Annotated in this window: 15 protein-coding genes; 13 read left to right on the forward strand and 2 right to left on the reverse strand. The window is 61.0% G+C overall.

The window, feature by feature from the left end; genetic code table 11:
• Positions 1 to 65: 65 nt before the first annotated feature.
• The 4 genes from ABWY06_RS11515 (at position 66) to ABWY06_RS11530 (ending at position 4,625) form a co-directional block, all read left to right on the forward strand.
• Positions 66 to 1,361, forward strand: coding sequence for an NCS2 family permease (locus ABWY06_RS11515; protein ID WP_353925704.1), 1,296 nt, complete (start codon positions 66 to 68; stop codon positions 1,359 to 1,361).
• A gap of 93 nt (positions 1,362 to 1,454) precedes the next feature.
• Positions 1,455 to 2,549 carry a tRNA (uridine(54)-C5)-methyltransferase TrmA gene (trmA, locus tag ABWY06_RS11520; RefSeq protein WP_353925705.1) on the forward strand — a complete coding sequence of 365 codons (1,095 nt, stop codon included), beginning with the start codon at positions 1,455 to 1,457 and terminating at the stop codon, positions 2,547 to 2,549.
• A 665-nt stretch (positions 2,550 to 3,214) separates the two neighbouring features.
• A complete protein-coding gene (locus ABWY06_RS11525) occupies positions 3,215 to 3,802 on the forward strand; it encodes a hypothetical protein (protein WP_353925706.1) in 588 nt (195 codons plus the stop codon).
• Between the two features lie 403 nt (positions 3,803 to 4,205).
• Positions 4,206 to 4,625 (forward strand): hypothetical protein, encoded by a 420-nt coding sequence (locus ABWY06_RS11530; protein WP_353925707.1) that lies wholly within the window; start codon positions 4,206 to 4,208, stop codon positions 4,623 to 4,625.
• 158 nt (positions 4,626 to 4,783) lie between these two features.
• On the opposite strand, the gene ABWY06_RS11535 is transcribed toward ABWY06_RS11530, so the two are convergent.
• Positions 4,784 to 5,170, reverse strand: a complete 387-nt coding sequence (locus ABWY06_RS11535; protein ID WP_353925708.1) for a DUF4345 domain-containing protein — start codon at positions 5,168 to 5,170, stop codon at positions 4,784 to 4,786.
• A gap of 171 nt (positions 5,171 to 5,341) precedes the next feature.
• Between ABWY06_RS11535 and ABWY06_RS11540 the strand changes: the two genes are divergently transcribed.
• The 9 genes from ABWY06_RS11540 to ABWY06_RS11580 all read left to right on the forward strand — a co-directional run bounded on the left by ABWY06_RS11540 (position 5,342) and on the right by ABWY06_RS11580 (position 13,105).
• Positions 5,342 to 5,794 carry a DUF411 domain-containing protein gene (locus tag ABWY06_RS11540; RefSeq protein WP_353925709.1) on the forward strand — a complete coding sequence of 151 codons (453 nt, stop codon included), beginning with the start codon at positions 5,342 to 5,344 and terminating at the stop codon, positions 5,792 to 5,794.
• A 93-nt stretch (positions 5,795 to 5,887) separates the two neighbouring features.
• On the forward strand, positions 5,888 to 7,246 hold the full coding sequence (locus ABWY06_RS11545; RefSeq protein ID WP_353925710.1) for a hypothetical protein: 1,359 nt from the start codon (positions 5,888 to 5,890) through the stop codon (positions 7,244 to 7,246).
• Between the two features lie 110 nt (positions 7,247 to 7,356).
• Entirely contained in the window at positions 7,357 to 7,701 is a 345-nt protein-coding gene (locus ABWY06_RS11550; RefSeq protein ID WP_353925711.1) for a zinc ribbon domain-containing protein YjdM, read from the forward strand.
• 135 nt (positions 7,702 to 7,836) lie between these two features.
• Complete coding sequence (locus tag ABWY06_RS11555; RefSeq protein ID WP_353925712.1) at positions 7,837 to 8,226, forward strand: DUF3592 domain-containing protein; 390 nt, start codon at positions 7,837 to 7,839, stop codon at positions 8,224 to 8,226.
• 198 nt (positions 8,227 to 8,424) lie between these two features.
• Complete coding sequence (locus tag ABWY06_RS11560) at positions 8,425 to 9,414, forward strand: AraC family transcriptional regulator (protein ID WP_353925713.1); 990 nt, start codon at positions 8,425 to 8,427, stop codon at positions 9,412 to 9,414.
• 329 nt (positions 9,415 to 9,743) lie between these two features.
• Positions 9,744 to 10,349: a peptidoglycan recognition protein family protein gene (locus ABWY06_RS11565; RefSeq protein ID WP_353925714.1), complete on the forward strand. Its 606-nt coding sequence runs from the start codon at positions 9,744 to 9,746 to the stop codon at positions 10,347 to 10,349.
• The gene (locus tag ABWY06_RS11570; RefSeq protein WP_353925715.1) at positions 10,343 to 10,753 is read left to right on the forward strand and encodes a hypothetical protein; all 411 of its coding nucleotides are present in this window, start codon (positions 10,343 to 10,345) and stop codon (positions 10,751 to 10,753) included. The genes ABWY06_RS11565 and ABWY06_RS11570 overlap by 7 nt, the downstream gene beginning before the upstream one ends.
• Positions 10,754 to 11,090: 337 nt before the next feature.
• Positions 11,091 to 11,993: an NYN domain-containing protein gene (locus ABWY06_RS11575; RefSeq protein WP_353925716.1), complete on the forward strand. Its 903-nt coding sequence runs from the start codon at positions 11,091 to 11,093 to the stop codon at positions 11,991 to 11,993.
• Between the two features lie 29 nt (positions 11,994 to 12,022).
• Positions 12,023 to 13,105, forward strand: coding sequence for a type I restriction endonuclease (locus ABWY06_RS11580; protein WP_353925717.1), 1,083 nt, complete (start codon positions 12,023 to 12,025; stop codon positions 13,103 to 13,105).
• A gap of 649 nt (positions 13,106 to 13,754) precedes the next feature.
• Here the strand turns inward: ABWY06_RS11580 and ABWY06_RS11585 are convergent.
• A complete protein-coding gene (locus ABWY06_RS11585; RefSeq protein ID WP_353925718.1) occupies positions 13,755 to 15,248 on the reverse strand; it encodes a CoA-acylating methylmalonate-semialdehyde dehydrogenase in 1,494 nt (497 codons plus the stop codon).
• Between the last annotated feature and the right edge of the window lie 84 nt (positions 15,249 to 15,332).

The raw sequence follows: 15,332 nt of genomic DNA on the forward strand, positions 1-15,332 counted from the left end.
AAACAGCGCCCCCAGGGCGGCTGTGCTTTGCTTCTGGCGGACGTCCAACAAGGGGAGAGCCCAGCATGCTGGAAAGACTGTTCCAACTGAGCGCACACAACACCACGGTGCGCACCGAAGTGCTTGCCGGCCTCACCACCTTCCTGACCATGGCCTATATCCTCTTCGTCAACCCGAGCATCCTCGGTGAAACGGGCATGGACAAGGGCGCGGTGTTCGTCGCCACCTGCCTGGCCGCCGCCATCGGTTCGGCGACCATGGGCCTGATCGCCAACTACCCGATCGCCCTGGCACCGGGCATGGGACTCAACGCCTTCTTCACCTATACAGTAGTCCTGCATATGGGCCACAGCTGGCAGGTGGCACTGGGCGCGGTGTTTCTTTCGGCCTGCATGTTCTTTCTGCTGTCGATCTTCCGCATCCGCGAATGGATCATCAACAGCATCCCGCTGGCGCTGCGTTCGGCGATCGCCGCCGGCATCGGCCTGTTCCTGGCGTTGATCGCCCTGCAGAGCGCCGGCATAGTGGTGGACAACCCGGCGACCCTGGTGGGCATGGGCGACCTGAGCAAACCCGGCGCGCTGCTGGCGATTCTCGGGTTCTTCCTGATCGTTGCCCTGGAAGCGCGCAAGGTCACCGGCGCGGTGCTGATCGGCATCCTGGTGATCACCTTCGCCTCCATCGCCCTGGGCGTCAGCCAGTTCGGTGGCGTGCTGTCGATGCCACCGTCGCTGGCGCCGACCTTCCTGCAGCTGGATATCCGTGGCGCCCTGGACATCGGCCTGGTCAGCGTGATCTTCGCCTTCCTGTTCGTCGACGTGTTCGACAACTCCGGCACCCTGATCGGCGTGGCGAAAAAAGCCGGGCTGATGGGCAAGGACGGCCATATGCCGAAGATGGGCCGGGCCCTGATCGCCGACAGCACCGCGGCCATGGCCGGCTCGCTGCTGGGCACCTCGACCACCACCAGCTATATCGAGTCGGCGGCCGGCGTCAGCGCCGGTGGACGCACCGGCCTGACCGCCTGCGTGGTCGCCCTGTTGTTCCTGCTGGCGCTGTTCTTCGCCCCGCTGGCTGGCAGCGTACCGGCCTTCGCCACCGCCCCGGCGCTGCTGTTCGTCGCCGTGCTGATGCTGTCCGGGCTGGCCGAGATCGACTGGGAGGACATTACCGTCGCCGCCCCGGTGACGATCACCGCCTTGGCCATGCCCTTGACCTATTCCATTGCCAACGGTATCGCCTTTGGCTTTATCGCCTGGGTGGCGATCAAGGCGCTGGCCGGCCGCTGGAGCGAGCTGAATCCGGCCCTGGTGATACTGGCCATCCTCTTTGTGATCAAACTGGGCTGGTTCAACGCCTGATACCCGACGGGGCGTGCCAACCGGTGCGCCCCGCCACTGCCTGACCCGTGACCGCCCGGCGCCTGCCGGGCCCAACCCGACACCGAGTGTTCCATGAGCCGTCTGCACGTTGACCCCAGCCAGTACCTGGCCCAGCTGGCCGAGAAAAAGACCCGTCTGGTCGAGCTGCTGGCGCCCTTCGCCGCACCCGAACCCCAGGTCTTCGAGTCGCCGCGGGCGTTCTACCGCCTGCGGGCCGAATTCCGCCTGTGGCGTGAACAGGAACAGCGCTTTTATGCGATGTTCGAGGCCGGTGATAAACACACGCCGATCCTGCTGGAAGACTTCCCCATCGCCAGCCAGCGTATCAATGAGCTGATGCCGCGCCTGAAGGCCGGCTGGGAAGCCAGCCAGGCGCTGTCCTTCAAGCTGTTCCAGGTCGAGTTCCTGACCACCCTGGACGGCGATGCGTTGATCAGCCTGTGCTACCACCGGCCGCTGGACGACGTCTGGCAGGCCGCCGCGCGGCAGCTGGCCAGCGCGCTGGAGGTCAGCCTGATCGGCCGCTCGCGCGGCCAACGCCTGGTGATCGGCAAGGACCATGTGGTCGAGCGCCTGCAGGTGGCCGGCCGTACCTTCAGTTATCGCCAACCGGAAGGGGCCTTTACCCAGCCCAATGGCGAGGTCAACCAGAAGATGCTCAATTGGGCCTACGAGGCCCTGGGCGAACGCCAGGATGACCTGCTGGAGCTTTACTGTGGCAATGGCAACTTCACCCTGCCCCTGGCGACCCGGGTACGCAAGGTACTGGCCACCGAGATCAGCAAAAGCTCGGTGAACGCCGCCCTGGCCAACCTGGCCGACAACGACGTGGACAATGTCACCCTGGTGCGGCTGTCCGCCGAGGAGCTGACCGAGGCCCTGAACGACGTGCGTCCGTTCCGCCGCCTGCAGGGCATCGACCTGAAAAGCTACGACTTCGGCAGCGTGTTCGTCGACCCGCCGCGCGCCGGCATGGACCCGGACACCTGCGAGCTGACCCGGCGCTTCGAGCGCATCCTGTATATCTCCTGCAACCCGGAAACCCTGGCGGCCAATATCGCCCAGTTGCACGACACCCACCAGGTGACCCGCTGCGCCCTGTTCGACCAGTTCCCCTATACCCACCATATGGAAAGCGGGGTCTTGCTGGAGCGGCGCAAGGGCTAGCATGCCGTTGAAAAGCGTAGGCGTGGCGGGCGAGACAAGACTGGACGCCCCTGACAAAAACACCCGAGCAAGCGCAGTTTACAAGCTGTAAATGAGCATTCCGCGGATGTTTTTAACGCCGTATCGGCAACGCAGGTAGTTTTTCAACGGCCTGCTAGGACCTGTGAACATTAATCATCGCGGGGCGCGTTGCCACGAAAAAGGGTTCCAGGCCAGGCGCGAAACGCAGGCAAGGGTCATTCCCTTGTCCAGTTTCGCCACGCGGCATGGGGCGCTTATTGGCGCAACCCGCAGGGCCGGGCCACGCCAGGCTGGCCCTATTTTGATGCGATAAGGGATTTATCGTTGTTCGTTCTGACGCCCCCGACGGCCCGTTTCTAGCAGGGTGGGGTTTCAAAACCCGGTTCGGCGCGGCCGTGCGGTAAGTCCACAGGCCTAATCCCGCTGTATATATCGCCCCTGGCCTGGCCCCTGGCGCAGCCGCCTGCAGCAGGCCCTGGGGTTTATCTGCGAACCAGCGCACAAGTACTGACTGCCACGGCCACGGCCACGGCCAAGCCTACTATCGATCGCTGGTCCGCTCTGGAGATACACTTCAAACCTGTCCAGCCCCACGCGGGCCAGGCCGCAAACACAACTGCGCCAGCCTTAATCTCGTAGAACACATGAAATCACTTAAAATAGTATTGCTTTTTACCCTGACCATCATCGCCGGAGTATTGATAGCCCCTCAACTACCGTCACGCTACACGTATGGAGTCGAAGCCTGGTATGCACGCCTCGGCCAGCCCGAGTTCAACGAACCTTTTGAGAGCTTTACCCACCAGCCGATAGACGAGGTAAGCACAGCGCTTAGAGCCAAGGGCCACGCACCCAAATGTTATGGCAACCTGACGCCGGAAGAAAAAATATCGAAGCGCCACGACTTCACGTGCGACATATACACAAACAGCGCCTATGGCGGCATCCCGGCAACTCATATCATGTTTATCTTTCAGGACGGCACACTCACACACGTGCGCGTGGAGTTCCCCAGCAGTTCATTTGAAAAGGTGCAGGATTACGCGTTCAAGCATATGCAAAACTATAAGCGCGCTGACACGAAAGAAGATCTTGGTTCAGATGGCTTTGGTAACAAACTGATGGGGTGGACATTGCCCAAAGGTTCCTTGGTGGCGGGAACCGAGGAAGTGGAAGGCCAGCCTACCTACTTGCTCTGGTCCTCCAACCAGTTTTCATTCAAGCTGAAATAAACACCGTCCTTACGAGCTGCCTGGGGCAAAACAAGACACCCCCATTGTAAGTAGCAAAGACACCCATGACAGTCCACAGCGACTATGGCAGCCTAGCGACACCTGCAAGCGGTACAGGTCAGCCTGGCGGCCCTAGGCTAATCACGCCTGGACACGCACTTGTTGGTGGCCGCTGCCACATACCACTGCACGGGTTCACTTTGCCCCCGCTCAACTCCGCCTCCATGATAGGGAAAGTGGAGCCTTGATGAATCGGCCAGCTCGGGTCACGAGACGATCCTGGCAGCTGAGCGCGACTTGGCTCGGATGTAGCAAAAAACAAGATTGGCATAGCAGCCCGGCACAGGCGCCGGCCTGAACACTACTCCCCTATGTGAGAAGCGCTAACAATCAGAGGTTCACGATGCTCCGTATAGTCGCTCCGCTCTTATTGATGCTGTCATTTTCGGTCCAGGCGGCCCCGGTCTGTGGCCCAACCTTTGAAAGGTTTCTGACAACCTTCAAGGAAGACAAGCAATTCCAGAAGGACCATACGCACTATCCGCTGAGCTACTCCTATATCGATGTAAACGCTGAACCCGAACCCCGAAAAATCCAGCTCCTGATTACCAGCGCCGCGGATGCGCAGGCCAGAAAACAGCCGGATTATCCGCCGAAGGCTCCAAAAAAATCATCTCAGTTCGAGCAAAAAATAACCCGCGATAACACCGCTCGCCTGACCGTGGCGTTTAACCAGCCGGATACCGACTATTCCATTGAGTACCACTTTGAACCCACACCCAATTGCTGGCACCTGGTCGGGATCGATGACGCGTCGTTGTGACCCTGGCCAACTGGGCGCTCAGACTTGATGTAAACGCTTTTGCTCGCCTGGACGTCAGGCCAGGCTGCCGCCGACGACGCCTACTAGCGGCACAGCAGGCACCACGCGGTTCATACCAGGCATGTCGCCCAGCGGCAGACTTTGCCTGGATAGCCCGGCTAGACGCGACTGACCCCACGCAGCGCCCAGAACGCCAAACCCGCCGAGACCAATTCGATCAGCAGCGCATAGAGGTTGAAACTTTGCTGGGTCGTGCCGTCCAGCCAGAGGCCGCCGATTCGCCCGAGCGCCAGGCCGGCATAGACCAGCACCAGCAGCGTCAAGGCCGCGCGGGTCAGGTCGGCACGGCTAATCGCCAACAGCAGGAACACCCCCAGACCAATCTGCAACCCGCCGTAGTAGGCGCGCACATCGGTGATCGCCGCCGGGGCCATCAACAGCATGCCGCTTAAATTGGCCATTTCCTCGGGCTGGATAAAATAGGCCAGGCCCAGGCCGACCAGCGCCAGGGCCTGCACCGCCAGAAAGATTCGCGCAAACAGCATGGCCAGATCCTTTTCGAGTCAACGGGGCAATTCAGCTGGCCAGCATAGTGCAGTTTGCTCTCGGGCCGCCGATATAAACCCGGTTGATCGGTAACGCCCTGCAACACCCCGCACTTGGGCACATCCCTGTCCGGCGTTATGCTGGCGATCTTCTGCCAGCGAGGGTTTCCCATGCGCCGTCTCGTTCTATTGACCAGCCTGCTGGCCGGCCTGGTCCAGGCCGCCGAGCCGATTGCCATCGAAGTCTTTCGCGACCCCAATTGCGGCTGCTGCAAGGCCTGGATCAACCACCTGGAAGACAACGGTTTTACCGTCACCGACCGGGTGGAAAGCAATATGAGCGCGGTCAAGAGCCGCCTGGGCGTGCCACCGCGCTTGGCTTCCTGCCACACCGGCGTCATCAATGGTCAGTTTATCGAAGGCCATGTACCGGCCGCCGATATCCTTAAGTTGCGCCAGCGCCCGGACCTGCTGGGCGCCGCCGTACCCGGCATGCCCACCGGCTCGCCGGGCATGGAACGCGGCGCCCTTCGCGACGCCTACCAGGTGATCGGGCTCGACGCCCAGGGTGGCGAAGCGGTGCTGGCGGACTACCCGGCGCTGCCGGCAAACACCGCCCGGTAACCGGCCTCAAGGCAGAAGTGGCGACACGGGGCTTGCAGCACCCGGGCCAGCGGGTATGCTCGCGCACCTCGTTCGACTTACCAGGAACACCGCATGCGCGCGTTACCTCTGTTGGGCCGCGGATTGTGCTGGTCGCTCGGCTTGTTGCTGGTCTTGGTCCTCCTGGGCTATCTGCTCCTGGTGCTGATCAACTGGCGAGACGAGCCGCCCTCCCCTGCGGCCCTTGAGCTCTCGCAGCGTTACCAGCAACGCCAGCCCCCCGCCGACGCAGACAATGCCTTTATGTACCTGATGGGCTTTACTGCCGCGGCGGGAATGGACCCCGTCGAGCAAGGCCGTGTCCGACTCGACTGGACCCGAAACGCCCTGGCGCAACCGCTCGATCAGCCCTGGCAAGAGCCCGAACAACCGAAAATACCCGACTACCGGAGCATGCGTTCGAACGGGCTTAACCAGTTTGTGCAGAGTTGCATAGCGAATGAACCCGCCTGTACGGAGCGACTGCTAAGCGACCCCAATCTGATCGAACATTGGCTGGCCAGTGAGCGCCAGCTGCTGGAGCGTTATCTGGGGTTGCTCAGATACCCCAGGGTCCATGACCCGTTACCTGTGGATATCCGCCGCGCGCTGCCCGACTACGGGCAGATCCTGGACGGCCAACGGCTGTTGCTGGCCCAGGCCTGGCAACTGGGCAGCCATGGCGAGATCCAGGAAGTAAAATCCCTACTCAGTCGCGACCTTGGTTTTTGGCGCCAAGCCCTGGCCGACGCCGATACCCTGATCAACAAAGTGATCGCGGTCGCGGCCATCAAGCAGCATTTTTTCTGGGGCAACCGGATCCTGGCGCAACTGCCGGCTGAACGTCAGTTGTGGGCCTTGCCGGGGAACTGGGAGCTGCCGCTTAGCCCAGAAGAGCGCTCAATGGCGCGCGTCGCGGCCGGGGAATGGACATTCGGCCAGAGCAGCCTTCGACTCGTATACGCAGACCGGGGTTTGAGACTGGTGCTAAGGCCCTTGCTTCAGGAGCAAGCCAGCAGCAATCGTTACGCCCACTTCCTCCGCTCGTTCGAACGGGATGCCGCGCTCCCTTATCCCAAGCTTGTCGACAGGCTAGATGCCATCGCAAAACTGCCTCAGGACCAGTTGTCACGGCGGCTGATTCAGAGCCGAGGCTACAACCTTGCGGGTACCCTGCAGCTGGGTGTGGATAATCCGGGGGATTTCCACAGTTACAGCGTGCGCGTCGCTGACCTGGAAGGCCTGCGCCGCAGCGCGGTGCTATTGGCACAACTGCGCAGCGAGGGCGTCACGGTCGAGACCCTGGCGGCGAAACTGCCCCAGGCCGAGCTGAACAACCCCTATACCGAAGCGCCCTTCGATTGGGACCCCGGGTCCGCCAGCCTGAGCTTCGCCAGCCCCGGGCGTGGCGAAGTCTACCGCCTGCAGTTCTGACCGGCCGGCTGGCGCGGCACGTATCGGCGGCTGGCGCGCCATGCGGGCCCACTGGCCGCTAAAACCCTATATAATCTGCGGCCTTTCATTTCCCGGATACGAGAATCACCGTGAGCACCTTGCCGCCCTGCCCCACCTGCAACTCCGAATACAGCTACCAAGACGGCGAGATGCTGGTGTGCCCGGAGTGCGCCCATGAGTGGTCGGCCACTGCCGCGGCCGACAGTGCCGTGGACGGCGATACGGTGATCAAGGACGCGGTGGGCAATGTTTTGCAGGATGGCGACACCGTCACCGTGATCAAGGACCTCAAGGTCAAGGGCAGCTCGCTGGTGGTCAAGGTCGGCACCAAGGTCAAGGGCATCCGCCTGTGCGACGGCGACCATGATATCGATTGCAAGATCGACGGCATCGGCGCGATGAAGCTGAAGTCCGAGTTCGTCCGCAAGGTCTGAGCCACGCTGGAATTGCCAAGCGCGCGCCTCCCCTTTCTCAGCCACCAGCTCGCCAGGTCCGCCGTACGGCGTGCTGGCCTGCTCGTGCGCACTCGCCCGAACATGGGCAGTTAGATGGCACAGGAATCACAAGCCATGGACCACGTGAAAACGCTGTTGAAGGCGGGGGCATGTGTCTTCTTCGCCCTCGTGGGCTGGAACCAATATATGGAGTACCGCGCCGCCAAGAACTGGCCCTCGGTCAACGGTACGATCAACGGCATCCGCGTGGAGAGCCATACCAACACCCGTAGCAACGACAACGGCCTGCGCCGCACCGAGACCCGTTACGAAGTGAAGGCGCGTTACCAGTACGAGGTCAAGGGCATGCACTACACCGGTCACCGAATCTCCCTCAACAGCAGCACCCACAGCTATTCCAGTCGCTCATCGGCCGAAAGCACGCTGGCCCAATATCCGGTGGGCAAGGTGGTCACCGTCTATTACAACCCGGAGCAACCGGATAAAAGCCTGCTGCAACGCTGATCGGCCACGGAGTCGAGCCGCATTGAGGGTCCCTACAGGACACGGGAGCCCTCGCCAAACACACCCTCGGCCGGTCATGGGGAACAGGATGGCTTTTATCGCCATTTGTTCGCACTATCTGGTCCCCGTTCGTAGCCAGGACTCACCCATGATGGTTATCGCCGTTACCCCGGCTACCTCTCCCCCCGAGGTTCCACGATGACCGGGAGCGCAACCCCAGACAAATTGCCCAACCCTCGCCAGGCCTATATCGCCCGTATCAACCGGGTGATGGACCATATCGACACGCACCTGGCCGACGCGCTGGACCTCAATACCCTGGCGGCGGTCGCGCACTTTTCCCCCTGGCACTTCCATCGTGTGTTCCAGGCCATGACCGGCGAAACCCTGGCCGACTGCGTCCGTCGACGCCGGCTGGAAGCGGCCGCCCAGCGCCTGCTGCAATCGCCGCCGTTACCGGCGCTGCAGGTGGCACTGGAGCTGGGGTTCGCCTCGGCCGAGGTATTTAGCCGGACCTTCAAGGCGCACTTCGCCATGACTCCCACGGCCTGGCGCCGGGGTGGTTGGCGCGACTGGGTCGCCCAGCAGCAGGCCGCGTTGAGCAAGATTCATCAAGGCCTGCACAAGGCACATCAAGCCGCCGCCGCGGCGTTTCGCGACAATCCTCGGCACTGGCCCAGCGGACCCGTGGCCACAAAACGAGGACTTACCATGCACATCGAGATCCAGACCCTGGCCCCGCAACGCCTTGCCTATCTGCGCTACACCGGCCCTTACGGCAGCCCCGATATCACCCAGACCTGGGGGCGTTTCGCCGCTTGGTGCGCGGCCCATGGCCTGATGGAGCCACGCCGGACCATGTACGGCCTGTCCCTGGACAACCCCGCGATCACCGCGCCGGACAAGTGCCGCTACGACTGTTGCGTGGTGGTAGACGAGGAGTTCAAGGCCCAGGGCGAGATCGGCGTGCAGACCCACCCTGGCGGACGGTACGCCTGTGCCCACTTCAGCGGCACCGCCACCGATATCCATGCCGCCTGGATGCATCTGTACGGCGACTGGCTGGCCAACAGTCCCTGGCAAGCGGACGACAAACCCAACCTGGAAATCTACCCGGTGGACTTTGTCATGGACCCGGTCAGCGGCGCCTTCAGCTGCCTGCTCTGCGTGCCGGTCAAGCCGCTGTAGGCATCGCGTGGCCGTACCAACCTCGGCGCCAGTGACGGGCAGTGGCGAAAATCCGCTACCCCACAGGTCGCTCCTGCCCTTTCAAGGACCGCGGGCTGCGCAGCATCCCTGCCAACGGCAGCGACGAGGCCAAGGCGACCCGCACGTCGAGTGATGTCATGCACATTATCCGCACTCCGTCACGGAGCCACGCAACAAGCATGCTAGCGTGAGGGTCGGAAGCAGACGCTGGTGCGCGGCGCGGCAAGTCGCGCCACACCGAGCGCAATTCACCCGTTCACCGTACAGGTCACTGGTGTGAACGGCGGACGTACATAAGGGAAGTACAGATGCTCAATATCGATCCTACTACCGGCAAGGTGCTGCATCCCCGTGTCATCGGCGCCATCAGCCCCAATATCCATCGCGGCACGATGCAGCATGTCAACGGCATCATCGTCCATCAAACCGACAGCTACACCGCCCAGTCCTCGCTCAGCAGCTACCAGAACAGCGGCGCCAACGGTGCGCACTTTTTAATCGATAAAGAAGGCGTGATCTACCAAACGGCTTCCCTCTACCAAACGACTTGGCACGTGGGCAAACTCAAGGCCCGTTGCGTGCTGGAAAGCCGCTGCACCCCGGTTGAGCTCAAGGCACTCGAGACATTCAGCCCCACGGCGGAAAACACCCGGGAGATGCAAAAATCGTCCCCCGCGCGCTTTCCGGCCAACGCCGACAGCATCGGTATCGAACTGGTCGGCAAAGCCATTTCCAACCCCGCGACCCCCAACGCCGAAGCCGTCTACGAGACGGTGACCGCCAAGCAGAATGACTCGCTGCAATGGCTGGTGGGAGAACTGCGCAGCACCCTGGGTGTGCCCCAGGCCGAGGTGTTCCGCCATCCCACGGTCTCACGAAAAAACTCAACGGAGGCGGCCTCGGCACAATGGTAAAACTGTCGCGAATCGGTTTTTTGCTGGCAAGCCTGTCCGCCTGCACCCATGCCACGGATGACGGCCTGACACCCACCCTGCGCCCACTGGATCTGCCGGCAATCAGCGCGCTCAGCGTGTCGCAAGCGGCTGAAAAGGTCGACCAGGGCGACGAGGACTGTACCGGGTTCGAAGTGTCGGAGGCCGACGCCCGGCAGTACTTTGCCGGCGCCCAACAAATCGACCACTACGATTACCGCCATATCGTCGACTGGTCCGCCTGCCAGGCCAGCGGCACCCTGCAGTTCGCCGATGGCAGCCAGGCGAACTGGCGTTTGCAGCGCTATCGGGCGGGGCTGCTGGTCTATCCCGATGGCAGCGAGAAGTATCTGTACTGCGCCCAGTGCAGCGCGCCGTTCCAGTAACGCGCGTGCCTGTAGACGCGGGATAAGATGCGGCCGCCTCCAAGTGGGCGGCCTAGCGGACGTCGGCGTGTCGAGAGCGCCCAGCCGGGATGCGCCGCCTCTCGCGGCCAAATCTACTCGCCGCTGATCCGCTTACCAAGGGATGCCCCGCATGCCAACCCCTCGCCCCTGGATGCCCGCCTGCGCGGGCATGACGAGGTGGCGGCCGATACAGTGATGTCCAGTCACTCCCGCTCCGGCAGGAACCCAGTCGTGCTGCTACTTTCTTCGTGCTAAAACTAATAGCGCTAAGCCATTAACCAGCTATCGTCAGGCATGCCTGCATCAAGGAAGAGCCATGGATAGTGAAAAAAGCTCCGCGCCTTATGCGCTGCGTCAGATCCCAGACGAGGCGCAGAAGCGTCTGGCCGTGCTGATCGACGCCGACAATGCCCAGGCTGCGATCGTAGAAGGTTTGTTCGAGGAAATTGCCAAATTCGGCGTGGCCAGCGTCAAGCGCATCTACGGCGACTGGACCCAGCCCAACCTGGGAGGCTGGAAAAAAGTACTGCTGGATTTCTCCATCCAGCCCATTCAGCAATTCGCCTACACCAAGGGCAAGAGCGCCACCGACGGCGCACTGATCATCGATGCCATGGACCTGCTGTATACCCGTCGCTTCGACGGTTTTTGCCTGGTCTCCAGCGACAGCGACTTCACCCGCCTGGCCGCCCGCCTGCGCGAAGAGGGGCTGATCGTCTATGGCTTCGGCGAAGAGAAGACACCCTCGCCCTTTGTCTCGGCCTGCGACAAGTTTATCTATACGGAAATCCTGCGTGCCCCGTCGCCAGCGAGCAACGAAGTATCCATCGCCCCCAGGGAGACTCCTGTCGGCGTCGAGAAGGTCGCCACCGTCAGCCCCGTCAAAACACCGGGGGAAGCCAAATTCGTTGATAAATCCCTCCCTGCGCCGGGCCAAAAAAAGGCCAAGGCACCGGTGGATTTTATCGCCAAGGTGATAGATGACTTGATGGACGAAAATGACTGGGTTCACCTCGGCTCACTGGGTTCGAATATCAACAAACTTCGTCCCGGCTTCGACCCGCGCCTGTATGGCCACAAAAAGCTCAGCGACCTGATAAAAACCCACCCCCAACGCTTCGAACTCGACTCCCATAGCACCAGCGCAACGGGCGGCAAGGCGCTGTATGTGCGCAATCGAAAGGGGTCAAATAACAAGAAAATAATATTCCTCCGTTAAGGATGCAGGCCTCCGGGCCGGGAGTTAAAATGGAAATTATTGACAAATTAAACAGCCTCTCAAACAAGATTCGCCAACAGGCCCTTTCGATAAAAACAGAGGAAGCAACAAAAATAGCTTTCGTAATGCCATTTATCAACACTGTCCTCGGTTATGATGTATTCGACCCAAACGAAGTGACGCCAGAATTTATCTGCGATATAGGCACTAAAAAAGGGGAGAAAATTGACTATGCCATACTAAAAAACGGCGAAATTCAAATCTTGATTGAGTGCAAGAAAATCGGCGAACCGTTGAACATCAACAACGCCTCACAGCTGTTTCGTTACTTCCACGTTACTAACGCACGCATTTCAATATTGACCAACGGCCAAGTCTATAAATTCTTCACCGATCTTGACGCACCCAACAAAATGGATGAAAAGCCATTTCTAGAACTGGATTTGCTGGATATCGACGAACATGCGGTACCTGAACTGGTAAAACTGACCAAGTTGGCATTCGACGTTGAATCCATAGTCAACGCCGCTGGAGAACTGAAATACGTCAGCCAAATAAAGAAAGAACTGGCATTACAATTCACCAAACCCAACGATGAATTTGTAAAGTTTTTCGCATCCCGTGTTTATGACGGAATGCTCACACAAAAAGTACGCGACCTTTTCTCGGAGCTCACTCGTAAGGCGGTATCGCAATTCTTGAACGATCAAATCAACGAACGTTTGAAATCCGCAATGAGCGGAGCAATCAAGCCAAGTTACAACACCATCGCGGCAACGCCCAACGAGCCTACGGCCGAGGAGACGAGTGAAATCACAGACGACAAGATAATTACAACCATTGAAGAAGTGGAGGGGTATCACATCGTAAAAGCGATTGTCCGCTCCGTTGTGGATGCAAAACGAATTATTCAACGAGACACTCAAAGTTATTTCGGAATACTGCTGGATGACAACAACCGCAAGCCCATTTGCCGCCTCCACTTCAACCGGGCACAGAAGTATATTGGCATATTTGATAAAGACAAGATCGAAACTCGTCACCCCATCAGCTCGCTGGATGAAATCTATAACTTCGCAGACCAATTGAAAACCACGACCGGGTTTTATTGAAAAAACAGCAAGAGCGAATACCGAGCCCTTGACCATCCCCGCGCCAGGGAAATTCTAGGAAGGCTGTTGATGCCCAGTCTTTGCAGTTCGTGAATAGGTTATGACGGCGGGTTGTCTGCAGGTAAGTCTGATGGGTATCGCTTCGCTCAACGCCATCCTACGGGTTGGGCCGTTCTCAGACGCGGCGCAATGTGAGAGTGGGGCCTGGACGCTCCACGTCGCTCAGTGCTTACCGCCGCAATCCTTGATTGTTCCCACGCTCTGCGTGGGAATGCAGCCTGTGGCGCTCCAGCGTCGCGCTGGTGATGGCAAGGCACCGACTTGCCTCTGCGGACGCGGAGCGGCCAGGGCGGTGCGTCCGCGTGGGAGCCTGGGTGCGCAGCGCTGCTCCCTCGCAGGTGGGATCGTGGGAAATTATTGATGGGTATCGCTTCGCTCAACGCCATCCTACGGGCTGGGGGATCGTTCCCATGCTCTGCGTGGGAATACAGCCTGTGGCGCTCCAGCGTCGTGCCGGTGATGGCAAGGCGCCGACGTGGCTCTGCGGACGCGCGCGCGCGTGGGTGCGATCAGCAGGTCTGCTTTGGCGCGTTATCAATAAAAAAGGCCCGCCTCGCGACGGGCCTTTTTGCTTCACGCCAACCTGGGTTTACAGGCTGGGGAAGGCGAACTGCGACGCTTCGTGGCTGGCCCGTTGGGGCCAGCGCTGGGTAATGGCCTTGCGTCGGGTGTAGAAACGCACGCCGTCCGGGCCATAGGCGTGCAGGTCGCCGAACAGCGAGCGTTTCCAACCGCCGAAGCTGTGATAGGCCACCGGTACCGGCAAGGGCACGTTGACCCCGACCATGCCCACTTCGATCTCGTCGCAGAACAGCCGCGCCGCTTCGCCATCGCGGGTGAAGATACAGGTGCCGTTGCCGTATTCGTGGTCGTTGATCAGCTGCATGGCGGCTTCCAGGCTGCCGACCCGGACGATGCACAGCACCGGGCCGAAGATCTCTTCCTGGTAGATACGCATGGCCGGGGTCACCCGGTCGAACAGGGTGCCGCCGACGAAATAACCGTCCTCATGGCCAGCAACGCGATAACCGCGACCGTCCACCACCAGGTCCGCGCCGGCGGCGAGGCCGTCGTCGATATACCCCACCACCTTGTCACGGGCGGCAGCGGTGACCAGTGGACCCATGTCCAGTCCACAGGTGGTGCCGGCGCCGATCTTCAACGCCTTGATCTGCGGCACCAGCTTGGCCACCAGGGCATCGGCCACCTGATCACCGACGCAAACCGCCACCGAGATGGCCATGCAGCGCTCGCCGCAGGAACCGTAGGCCGCGCCCATCAGCGCGCTGACCGCATTGTCCAGGTCCGCGTCGGGCATCAAGACCGCATGGTTCTTCGCCCCGCCCAGGGCCTGTACGCGCTTGCCGCGCCGGGTGCCCTCGGCGTAAATGTATTCGGCGATCGGCGTGGAGCCGACGAAGCTCAGGGCCTTCACTTCCGGCGCCTCGATCAGCGCATCCACCGCTTCCTTGTCGCCGTGCACCAGGTTGAGCACGCCCTTGGGCAGGCCGGCCTCCTGCAGCAGCTGGGCGATCGCCAGGGTCGAGCTGGGGTCGCGTTCGGACGGCTTGAGGATAAAGCAGTTGCCGCAGACGATGGCCAGCGGGTACATCCACAACGGCACCATGGCCGGGAAGTTGAACGGGGTAATGCCGGCCACCACGCCCAGGGGCTGGAAGTCGCTCCAGGCATCGATGTTCGGGCCGACGTTGCGGCTGTACTCGCCCTTGAGGATTTCCGGGGCGGCGCAGGCGAACTCGACGTTCTCGATGCCGCGCTTGAGCTCGCCGGCGGCGTCTTCCAGGGTCTTGCCGTGCTCTTCGCTGATCAGCTGGGCGATGCGCCCTTCGTTCTGCTCCAGCAATTGTTTGAAGCGGAACATCACCTGGGCACGCTTGGCCGCCGGGGTGTTACGCCAGGCCGGAAAGGCGGCCTTGGCGGCGTCTATGGCCAATTGCACGGTGGCGCGGCTGGCCAGCGGCACCTGGCGGATGACGGCGCCGGTGGCGGGGTTGAATACCTCGGCGTGGCGGCCGTCGCCGGCAACCTGTTCGCCGTCGATCAGGTGGGTAATGGCGGTCATGGGAAACTCCGTTAATCAAATTCGCTGGACGGCGCTACGCCGTCGAAAATGCTCTGTCTGGCCCAGGTTGGATGACGTACTGTT

Origin of the sequence: Pseudomonas sp., from assembly GCF_040514055.1 — a bacterium.
Classification (GTDB): Bacteria; Pseudomonadota; Gammaproteobacteria; order Pseudomonadales; family Pseudomonadaceae; genus Aquipseudomonas.

What these genes read in the sequence shown, in the direction of transcription:
- ABWY06_RS11515 (WP_353925704.1), top strand. Translation starts at nt 66, where the DNA reads ATGCTGGAAAGACTGTTCCAACTGAGCGCACACAACACCACGGTGCGC.
- trmA (WP_353925705.1), top strand. Translation starts at nt 1,455, where the DNA reads ATGAGCCGTCTGCACGTTGACCCCAGCCAGTACCTGGCCCAGCTGGCC.
- ABWY06_RS11525 (WP_353925706.1), top strand. Translation starts at nt 3,215, where the DNA reads ATGAAATCACTTAAAATAGTATTGCTTTTTACCCTGACCATCATCGCC.
- ABWY06_RS11530 (WP_353925707.1), top strand. Translation starts at nt 4,206, where the DNA reads ATGCTCCGTATAGTCGCTCCGCTCTTATTGATGCTGTCATTTTCGGTC.
- ABWY06_RS11535 (WP_353925708.1), bottom strand. Translation starts at nt 5,170, where the DNA reads ATGCTGTTTGCGCGAATCTTTCTGGCGGTGCAGGCCCTGGCGCTGGTC.
- ABWY06_RS11540 (WP_353925709.1), top strand. Translation starts at nt 5,342, where the DNA reads ATGCGCCGTCTCGTTCTATTGACCAGCCTGCTGGCCGGCCTGGTCCAG.
- ABWY06_RS11545 (WP_353925710.1), top strand. Translation starts at nt 5,888, where the DNA reads ATGCGCGCGTTACCTCTGTTGGGCCGCGGATTGTGCTGGTCGCTCGGC.
- ABWY06_RS11555 (WP_353925712.1), top strand. Translation starts at nt 7,837, where the DNA reads ATGGACCACGTGAAAACGCTGTTGAAGGCGGGGGCATGTGTCTTCTTC.
- ABWY06_RS11560 (WP_353925713.1), top strand. Translation starts at nt 8,425, where the DNA reads ATGACCGGGAGCGCAACCCCAGACAAATTGCCCAACCCTCGCCAGGCC.
- ABWY06_RS11565 (WP_353925714.1), top strand. Translation starts at nt 9,744, where the DNA reads ATGCTCAATATCGATCCTACTACCGGCAAGGTGCTGCATCCCCGTGTC.
- ABWY06_RS11570 (WP_353925715.1), top strand. Translation starts at nt 10,343, where the DNA reads ATGGTAAAACTGTCGCGAATCGGTTTTTTGCTGGCAAGCCTGTCCGCC.
- ABWY06_RS11575 (WP_353925716.1), top strand. Translation starts at nt 11,091, where the DNA reads ATGGATAGTGAAAAAAGCTCCGCGCCTTATGCGCTGCGTCAGATCCCA.
- ABWY06_RS11580 (WP_353925717.1), top strand. Translation starts at nt 12,023, where the DNA reads ATGGAAATTATTGACAAATTAAACAGCCTCTCAAACAAGATTCGCCAA.
- ABWY06_RS11585 (WP_353925718.1), bottom strand. Translation starts at nt 15,248, where the DNA reads ATGACCGCCATTACCCACCTGATCGACGGCGAACAGGTTGCCGGCGAC.